Origin of the sequence: Methanocalculus sp. (assembly GCF_030651615.1) — an archaeon.
In the GTDB taxonomy this organism is placed as follows: domain Archaea; phylum Halobacteriota; class Methanomicrobia; order Methanomicrobiales; family Methanocorpusculaceae; genus Methanocalculus.
In genome coordinates, this window is sequence record NZ_JAUSCG010000029.1 from 1 (window position 1) to 8,982 (window position 8,982).

At 48.5% G+C, this 8,982-nt stretch carries 12 protein-coding genes; 8 read left to right on the top strand and 4 right to left on the bottom strand.

Going from position 1 to position 8,982, the window contains the following annotated elements:
- Positions 1–347: 347 nt before the first annotated feature.
- Positions 348–1,274: an SDR family oxidoreductase gene (locus Q7V06_RS01135; RefSeq protein WP_304836833.1), complete on the bottom strand. Its 927-nt coding sequence runs from the start codon at positions 1,272–1,274 to the stop codon at positions 348–350.
- Between the two features lie 217 nt (positions 1,275–1,491).
- Here Q7V06_RS01135 and Q7V06_RS01140 point away from each other — a divergent pair, with 217 nt between their 5' ends.
- The 4 genes from Q7V06_RS01140 (at position 1,492) to galU (ending at position 4,650) form a co-directional block, all read left to right on the top strand.
- Positions 1,492–2,760: a UDP-glucose/GDP-mannose dehydrogenase family protein gene (locus Q7V06_RS01140; protein WP_304836836.1), complete on the top strand. Its 1,269-nt coding sequence runs from the start codon at positions 1,492–1,494 to the stop codon at positions 2,758–2,760.
- Positions 2,761–2,901: 141 nt separating this feature from the next.
- On the top strand, positions 2,902–3,078 hold the full coding sequence (locus Q7V06_RS01145; protein ID WP_304836839.1) for a hypothetical protein: 177 nt from the start codon (positions 2,902–2,904) through the stop codon (positions 3,076–3,078).
- A gap of 168 nt (positions 3,079–3,246) precedes the next feature.
- The gene (locus tag Q7V06_RS01150) at positions 3,247–3,702 is read left to right on the top strand and encodes a hypothetical protein (protein WP_342766233.1); all 456 of its coding nucleotides are present in this window, start codon (positions 3,247–3,249) and stop codon (positions 3,700–3,702) included.
- A 72-nt stretch (positions 3,703–3,774) separates the two neighbouring features.
- Entirely contained in the window at positions 3,775–4,650 is an 876-nt protein-coding gene (gene galU, locus Q7V06_RS01155; protein WP_304836844.1) for a UTP--glucose-1-phosphate uridylyltransferase GalU, read from the top strand.
- 7 nt (positions 4,651–4,657) lie between these two features.
- On the opposite strand, the gene Q7V06_RS01160 is transcribed toward galU, so the two are convergent.
- On the bottom strand, positions 4,658–4,933 hold the full coding sequence (locus Q7V06_RS01160; protein WP_304836847.1) for a hypothetical protein: 276 nt from the start codon (positions 4,931–4,933) through the stop codon (positions 4,658–4,660).
- 3 nt (positions 4,934–4,936) lie between these two features.
- Entirely contained in the window at positions 4,937–5,350 is a 414-nt protein-coding gene (locus Q7V06_RS01165; protein WP_304836851.1) for a hypothetical protein, read from the bottom strand.
- A 165-nt stretch (positions 5,351–5,515) separates the two neighbouring features.
- Here Q7V06_RS01165 and Q7V06_RS01170 point away from each other — a divergent pair, with 165 nt between their 5' ends.
- The 4 genes from Q7V06_RS01170 (at position 5,516) to Q7V06_RS01180 (ending at position 8,050) form a co-directional block, all read left to right on the top strand.
- Entirely contained in the window at positions 5,516–6,523 is a 1,008-nt protein-coding gene (locus Q7V06_RS01170; RefSeq protein ID WP_304836853.1) for a GDP-mannose 4,6-dehydratase, read from the top strand.
- A 125-nt stretch (positions 6,524–6,648) separates the two neighbouring features.
- A complete protein-coding gene (locus Q7V06_RS01175) occupies positions 6,649–6,873 on the top strand; it encodes a type II toxin-antitoxin system HicB family antitoxin (protein WP_304836855.1) in 225 nt (74 codons plus the stop codon).
- Positions 6,851–7,024, top strand: a complete 174-nt coding sequence (locus tag Q7V06_RS10395; protein WP_370650792.1) for a type II toxin-antitoxin system HicA family toxin — start codon at positions 6,851–6,853, stop codon at positions 7,022–7,024. The genes Q7V06_RS01175 and Q7V06_RS10395 overlap by 23 nt, the downstream gene beginning before the upstream one ends.
- A 39-nt stretch (positions 7,025–7,063) precedes the next feature.
- Positions 7,064–8,050 (top strand): transposase, encoded by a 987-nt coding sequence (locus tag Q7V06_RS01180; protein WP_304836857.1) that lies wholly within the window; start codon positions 7,064–7,066, stop codon positions 8,048–8,050.
- A gap of 54 nt (positions 8,051–8,104) precedes the next feature.
- On the opposite strand, the gene Q7V06_RS01185 is transcribed toward Q7V06_RS01180, so the two are convergent.
- A partial coding sequence (locus Q7V06_RS01185; RefSeq protein WP_304836860.1) for a glycosyltransferase occupies positions 8,105–8,982 on the bottom strand: 878 nt, incomplete at its 5' end.

Here is an 8,982-nt window from a genome sequence, read left to right on the forward strand (position 1 = left end):
TTCTCTCAGGTAGAGGGCACTTTTCCGTTTTAGCATTGTATTTCATTTATTTTCTCCTGTGCGTATATGTGCATACGTGTACGCACACTTTAGTACCTACCTAACATTTTGATAGGTCTTAAAATGAGAGAGACTTTTCAAAGGGTGAAGGGGGATCTTCCTGGGTGGATCTGCAGTACCGGCAAGATTCTCTGTAAGGACTTCGAATATTTTTCTCCAGAATACAAAGCGATTGAATCCCAAGTTACATAAAGACCTCTTTTACCTTGCAGGGTTGACCCGTCTGGGATATATAAAGCGGAACCAGATCAGGGGGAAAAGATAGGGTGGTGGCAGTTCAGGAATTACTATTGTTTCATAAACCACGCAACCGTCTCTCTCAGCCCCTCTTCAAGCGTATACTTGGGTTTGTAGCCAAACGCTGCCTGCGCCCGTGAGATGTCGGCGAGTGAGTCTCTGATATCGCCTTCACGTGCCGATTCATAAAGTATCGGACGGTGTATATTGGTGATCTCCATGAGAGTCTGTGCGAGATCATTGAGGCTGATCCGTCTTCCACAGGCGATATTGTAGACGCCGGTTGCCTCGCTCTCCATTGCCTTGATATTGGCCTGTACGACATCGGCAATAAAGGTGAAGTCGCGTGTCTGCCCTCCGTCACCATAGATAGTCGGGCTTTCATTGTTAAGGAGGCGGGTGATGAACTTCGGGATCACCGCTGCATATTCGGAAGCTGGGTCCTGTCGTGGCCCAAAGACATTGAAGTACCTGAGGAAGACGGTCTGGATGCCGTAGAGTTCTGTAAAGACTTTGCCGTAATATTCGTCTGTAAGCTTTGTGACGGCATATGGGGAGAGGGGGTTTGGCTGCATCTCCTCAACTTTTGGGAGGCTCGGGGTGTCGCCGTAGACCGAGGAGGAGGAGGCGGTGACGATCTTTCGGACCCCGTTCTCTTTTGCTGCGACGAGGAGCTGAAGGGTGCCTGTAATGTTTGCTTCGTTTGTGGTGATCGGATCCTTGACCGAGCGGGGGACTGACGGGATTGCTGCCTGGTGGAAGATGCCGTCGATACCTTTCGTAATGTCGTACATTAGATCTGCATCGGTGATGCTTCCTTCGATAAAGGTGATGTTTGAGTGGTTTTTGAGGTCTTTGATGTTGTCTGGCCTTCCGGTTGCGAAGTTGTCGATGATAGTGACTTTGTGATGGAGTTTGAGAGTGTCAGCAAGGTTTGAGCCGATGAAGCCTGCTCCGCCGGTGATGAGGTAGCGCATAGGTATTCTGTTGATCGGGGGTGATGATGAGAGTTGCTTTTTGTTTCGTTCTGTATCTTCAGGGTGCTCTGGCAGGTTGTCTGATCCGCGGTCACGCACATCTCTTCTGAACCTGTACGCACTCCCTTCGTATGATGAAAGACGGTATCTACAAATAATAATCTACCGGATACTATGGTGGCAACAGTAAGCAGAGTATAATACCCGGTGATTAGCTGTGAAAATATCAATACTCGGATGCGGATATGTCGGTGCGGTAACCGGGGCATGCTTTGCCGAACTTGGGAATGCGGTTGTCTTTGTCGATATCGACCCGGCGAAGGTCGCAACCATTGCAGATGGCAGGTCTCCGATCTATGAACCCGGCCTTGATGAATTGCTCTCAAAAAGCCTTTCCCGTATCTCTGCAACCACCAATACGAAACAGGCTGTGGATGGAACCGAGATCACCTTCATTGCAGTCGGCACCCCCTCGCGGCCCGATGGATCAATCGACCTTGCGTACATCGAATCTGCCTGCCGCGATATCGGAGCGGTGCTGAAGGAGAAAGATGCATACCATATCGTTGTCGTCAAGAGCACCGTTCTTTCAGGAACGACGGAAGGGATCGCCCGGAGAATCCTGGAAGAGGCATCCGGCAAGACTGCTCATCTCGATTTCGGCCTTGCCTCAAACCCTGAGTTCCTTAAGGAGGGATCAGCCCTCCCGGACTTCTTTGAGCCGGACAGGATCGTCATCGGAGTGGCAGATGATGCTTCACGTGAAGCACTTGAGAGACTCTATGCCGCGATCGACTGCCCAAAACTGGTGACAACGATTCCGGTTGCCGAGATGATCAAGTATGTCAGCAACGCATTCCTGGCAACCAAGATCAGTTTTGCAAACGAGATCGGTAACCTCTGTAAGACCCTGGGAATTGATACCGCAGAGGTCTTTGCCGGTGTAGGGATGGACGGGCGGATCAATCCGGCGTTCTTCCGCTCAGGGATCGGGTTTGGCGGCTCCTGCTTCCCAAAGGATGTCCGGGCCCTGATCGCACAGGCAAAGGCTGCCGGTGTTCCTCCGAAGATTCTTTCGAGCGTGGTTGCGGTGAATGAAGAACAACCGCTGCGGCTTGTTGGATTGCTGAAGAAGCATATCCCGGATCTGAAGGGGAGGACGATCGGGGTGCTTGGTCTCGCCTTCAAGCCGGATACTGATGATATCCGTGAGAGCCGGGCGATCCCGATCATTGAAGAACTTCTGAAGGAGGGTGCGGCTGTAATGGCGTATGATCCGCTGGCAATGGACTCGTTTGGTACACTTTTTCCTGATATCTCATATGCATCTTCAGCAGAGGATCTGATTCAGACTGCGGATGCGGTTCTTCTTACGACAGAGTGGAAAGAGTTTGAAGCACTCGACTATACCGGGAAGCTTGTGATTGATGGTCGGCGTGTTCCAAAGGCAGCGGTTGGATCGATCTATGAGGGGGTCTGCTGGTAGGGGTCTGCTGGTGTTTTTCGATCATGATTTGATCGTCCTCTGGTGTCTGACCGAAACTGAAGGGATAAAATCGAGAGAGCGATTATCCAAAGGATTATCTGGTTTCTCAGGAATATGAATATTTAAAGGAGCAGAGGAAACATGACAGAGAAGAAATTCAATCCCGAAGATGTCATCGGGAAACCCTATAAAAGGGGATTGCTTCCATACGGTGGTGGAGTTACGAGAGGGAGAATCTCATTTGCTATCAGTGAGGAAGAACACCTGGAAGATATGAAGCGTCTCCGAACGGTTTTGAATGCCCCCTCTGATCGCTGATAAGCCCCTCTGCAGGAATTTATGAACCATCCAACCATTTTTCTGGATACACCGATCTTCTTTACCTGCGCTGAAGATACAAAATCCAGAACTGCTTTGCAGCATGCAAAAAATGCCGGGCATTCGATTTTGACCTCAATTTCAGTTCTGGGGGAAGCTTTTATCCAGATGCATGAGCATGAAAAAGCGCTTGATTATATCACTGCATTGAATCAGCTTCTTGATGAATGGAAAGTAACCGTCCTTTTCCCAAATGATTCTGTTCGAATTCTCTGTTTTAAAATGGGGGAGGAAGAGCTTGATACCCGGATGATTCGTGAGCCGACCGATCGCACACACCTTGCCTATGCGATGGCGTACCATTCAGACTATTTTCTGACATCAGATCGAAACCTGATCAGGTACAGGATTCCATCCTCTCTCGAAGAGATCGGGTTCTCAAAACCAACCTGCCTGCCACTTGAAGAGTTCAGGAATGATATGTTCATGAAGGTACGTGATGTATCCTATGCATGGGATCACAGGTATATCTTGGAATCGCAGAGGTGTGAAGTCAACCACCCAGACGAGTGTCCTGAATTTATGCAGAGCCTCAAGCCCCGTCCTTCAGGGCGGGGTAGTTGACACCACGGAGAAAATGATAAGAGTGACGCTTACCAGTAGTATATCCACTCCTGCACCCGGGGTCTTCCGCTCATGACCGTCAAAAAAGCAGTCATCCCGGCAGCGGGCCTTGGCACCCGGTTTCTGCCGGTCACCAAATCGATGCCAAAAGAGATGCTTCCGATCATCGATGTGCCGGTGATCCATTATGTCGTCAAAGAAGCACTTGCTTCCGGGATTGATGATATCATCATTATTACCGGCCGGAGCAAGCGGGCGATCGAGGATTATTTCGATGATGCACCGGAACTGGAGATGCATCTTGCAAAGAACCCGAAGAATAAGCATCTCCTTGCCATGGTTCAGGAGATCTCTTCTCTCTGTGATATCCACTACATCCGGCAGAAGGAGCCGCTCGGCCTCGGCGACGCGGTGCTTCGGGCTGAGAAGCATATCTGTGACGAGCCTTTTGCCGTACTTCTCGGGGATGATATCATCAAGAACGATACCCCCTGTACCAGGCAGCTGATCGACACCTACAATCGGTACCGGTGTTCGGTCCTCGCTGTTGAGGAGGTGTCTGATGCGATGGTTTCGAGTTATGGGATCATCAAAGGTAAGCCGCTTGAAGATGCACTCTACCTGCTTGAGGATATCGTCGAGAAGCCGACGATAGAGGATGCGCCATCACGGATGGGTGCTATCGGCCGGTATGTCTTCACGCCTGAGATCTTTGATTGCCTGCATCATACAAACCGGGGTGTTGGCGGTGAGATCCAACTGACCGATGCGATACGGCTGCTGAATGCACGCCAGAATATCTATGCCTATGAGTTTTCGGGCAGACGGTATGACACAGGGGACCGGATGGGGTACCTGGAGGCTATTATAGATATGGCGCTTGAGCAAGATGATCTGCGGGGGGAGTTGTTGGAGTATATGCGGGGGATTGTGGGAAGATTAGAATGATTAAATCTTAAAGGAGATCCTTCTCATTATAAATGAGAATCAGCTCAGCCTCATCGATCGTGCAATCGATTAGCTCCATAAACTGCTGCTTTGAGAGATAAAGCTGCTCTGCCATGATCCCGAGCAGCCGATCACCTATCTCTTTTTTGCCATGAGACACCCATGTTCGGATCTGTGTATCGCATCCATTGTGCTGAAATGTCAGTTTGATATGCTTTGACATCTCCAACGCAAATCCTTTCTTCTTCAGATGGGCAGCAATTATATGATTCTTCCGGCTCACGTCTCAGATCTCCTCTGATATAAGGGATATGAGTTTTTGCCTGAACCTTTGTGCTCCTTTAGAGAGCTTGTCTCTATCCTGCTCTACATAATCCTTCCAGTTCTCTTCGAATTCATGTGTTATCTCCATTAGAGCTTCCTGAAGATTTGGTGCTGTTGCAAGGAGATGAAATTCGTGGTTATAGAGGATAAAACTCTCATTATCTCTCTCACATAAGAGTTCGATTGGATGATTAAGCGTATGGATCGTATCACGAATCCGTACATAGAAGAGAGGGATGTGGAAAGGCAAACGGTCATGTGAATCGGTAACAAGTCTTTCAATCACTTCACTGTATGTTTCGCGAGGGTGCTTCTTCATCTGACTGAGCAGATCCTTTACTCCGGTTACGATCTTGATTGAACTCACGCTCTGCATACCACCATGTACCACTCTGGTGGTATATATGGTTTTGGATTATCTGGGTGATGGCGTGTTGGAAAATGAGTTGCCAGACCATTACGTGCCCTTTCTGGATTAATTGTATATATTATATCACCGCTATATTTCACAGTACTAAAAGGATCAGGGAGCGTTTTAGAGGTGAATATCGAAGTAAAAAGTGGTGGTGGAAACAGACTGGATGATCTCCGCCCAAAAGCCCTCGTCACCGGGTGTGCCGGATTCATCGGGAGCACCCTGACCGACCGGCTGCTGGCAGACGGCTTTGAGGTGATCGGGATCGACAGGTTCTCAGACTATTATAATCGGGAGCTGAAGGAGCAGAACCTTGCCGCTGCTATGCAGCACCCCCGGTTCACCCTCATAGAAGAGGATATCGTGGAGATGGATGTGTTCCCTGCCGTCGACTATGTTTTCCACCTCGCTGCCCAGGCTGGTGTCCGGGCATCCTGGGGCAGGAGCTTTGATATCTACACCCGCGACAACATTCAGGCGACCCAGCGGCTCCTCGACTTCTATGCAACAGATGCAGAAGCATCTTACCGGCTGAAGCGTTTCGTCTACTCCTCCTCATCCTCGGTCTACGGCGACATCGAACTCCCGATGCGTGAAGACCGGATGGTGCAGCCGGTCTCCCCCTATGGCGTCTCAAAGCTCGCGGCCGAACACCTCTGCTATCTGTACTGGAAGAATTATCATGTGCCGACCGTCTCGCTCCGCTACTTCACCGTCTATGGTCCCCGGCAGCGGCCCGATATGGGGATCAACAAGTTCGTCCGGGCAATTCTGGCAGGAGAACCTGTCACGATCTATGGTGATGGAACCCAGACCCGCGACTTTACGTATATCGATGATGCGGTGGAAGCGAACGTGGCGGCTGCTCTCTGTGACACAAACAACAGCAATGTCTGCGGAGAAACCTTCAATATCGGTGGTGGCAACCGGATCAGCGTCATCGATCTCATCCATGCGATCGAGGATGCTACCGGCAGGAGCGCCATCCTCAACCATGTCGGGGAGCAGAAGGGCGATGTGCAGGATACATGGGCGGATGCCGGGAAGGCTGAGAGGGGCTTTGGGTGGTCTGCGAAGGTAAGGATCCTGGAGGGGCTCAAGCGGTATGTGGCGTGGATTGATGGTGGGGATTAAAAAGAGGTTCTAAAGAGGCTTTTCTTCATACATCTTTTACAACCAGATTCTTTTGGAACAATTTCTTCAAAAGCTTTTTTATCATTCACACTCCATAATCTCAATACTAAACCGGAGAACGCATCATGATAGTGCTATTTGAAACTACCTGTGAAGATGGATACTGGTCAGCCAGCGCTATCGGATTTAGTATCTTTACTGATGGAGAAACATTCGAAGAGCTGCTTAAAAATATTGAAGAGGCCGTACTTTTATATTTCGAAGATGAAATAAATCCTGACGAACAGATCATAATAGAGACCCGGACCACACATCAGGTGCATCACATTGCCACATCTTCCGGTTGTTAGCAGCACGGATATCATCAGAGTCCTTAAAACACTTGGATATTCTTTTGTTCAACAACGCGGAAGTCACATCAAGATGGTTAAAAAAACCGACCGGGGAAATCATATCGTTATCATTCCATTTCGAATAGGACTTACGCACAAGTTTAGTTGAGACAAAAGATCCATATATTAGTAGAAAATAAAATAATGCGTGTCAAATCAGTATCAGGTAACTGACACGGATTACATACATTTCCTCGTTGCAGCTACCTGTGATGTATCCTGTGTGAAAGCAGCAGATTGCTACTCAAAAGCAGGAATAGTCGTATCTCATGACAAATTCAACCGATTTTTGACGAGACAGTCTCTTACTACTGAGACGTTGTGGATGGAAGTTGCACCCTGTATTGAACGGCGCAATGGTTGGCTGGTTCTCGATGATACTGTGATTGACAAAATCCATTCCGAGAAAATCGAAACCACACATTTTCAGTGGAGTGGGAAACATCGGAAAGTGGTGAAAGGAATTGGCTTGGTCACGCTTGTTTGGACTGACGGAACGAATACGTTCCCCGTTGATTACCGGATCTACGATATCGATTGTGATGGGAAAACCAAGAACGATCACCTCCGTGATATGCTTCAAACGGCAAATGATCGTGGATTCAACCCCTATTTTGTCATGTTTGATAGTTGGTATTCCGGAATTGAGAATCTTAAATATCTCGACCTTCTTGGCTGGAACTGGTTTACTCGTGTCAAGAAGAACCGAATGGTGAATCCTGACCGAGCCGGGAATGTACAGGTGTCATCACTAGCAATTCCTGATGATGGATTGGAGGTTCATCTCCGGAAATACGGTTTTATCCGGGTATTTCATTCGGTGAACAAAAAAGGGAGTGACCGGTACTGGGCCACGAATTGTTTGACGATGGATTACGTTGACAGAAAAAACCTCCAGGCGATATGCTGGTCAATTGAAAATTACCATCGTGCTCTGAAAGAACTGTGTTGCGTGGAAGATTGTAAAGTCCGAAAGGCAGCTGGCCAGAAAAATCATATAAATTGCTCGATTCGAGCATATATCCGATTGGAGGCCGTGAATCAACAACAGGATGTCACGATCTACCAGGCAAAATGGGAGATACACTCAAACGCCATTGCTGAGTACTTGAAAGATCCAAAATATGCGCTCTAAATTTTTTTCGGAGGGGTGTGCGTAAATCCTATCAGATTATTGGACATCTCCTACTTACTGCTTCTTTGAAGTACTCTCCCATATTCGCATATCTTTTCCCAGGTTGAAGAGTCCTCTGAGGAGATATATCTGGTTTGTTGCAAAAGCTGTTATGATGTTGCTCTTCCAGAGGAGGTTGATTCCCGTAAAGACGATGACCAAAGCGATAGCAACAAGTGGGTGTGTGAGGGAGATGCCAGCTATGAACATGATAATTCCAATGAAGAAAAGAGCGGGGGTCAGGAGGTACATGAAGATCCGGAGTGGATAGAAGATACGGGAGAATGGACGGTTCATCTTCAGAAGATCCATATTATCGATCGTTGCCTCAATCAGATGCGTCGCCCTCCTCGTCTTCTGACGGAACTGACTCCGGAAGTCCTCAGGAATAGTTTCATAGACAACTGCTTCTGTCTCATAGACTGCTCTGTATCCCCGTCTTATTGCTTCCAATCCGGTGTTTGCGTCATCTGCTCCTCGTCTGTCGTCAATGCGGGGGACGAGATCCTTCTTCAGAGCAATGAGGGCACCATTCAAGGTATAGGTAGAATCAACAGCACTTTCCCATGCACACATTCGTCCATAGAAGTTTCTGTATGTGCCTTCAATTCTGGATGTCCGGCATGTCTCATCTGGAACCGGCCTGAGATCGCCACAGACTGCTGCAATATTCTCATCACTCATGAGACGAAAGATCAGTCTACTCAGGGCCAGAGGGTCAAAGATGACATCGGCATCTGTTGTCACCAGAATCGTATGGTGTGCTTCCTCTATCGCTCTGTTGATAGTCCTGTTTACTCCCATTCGTCTATCATTTCTGAGGATTCTGTGATTGATTCCTTCTGCCCTGCATGCCTCTTCTGCAATGGCAGCGGTATCATCTGATGAACAGT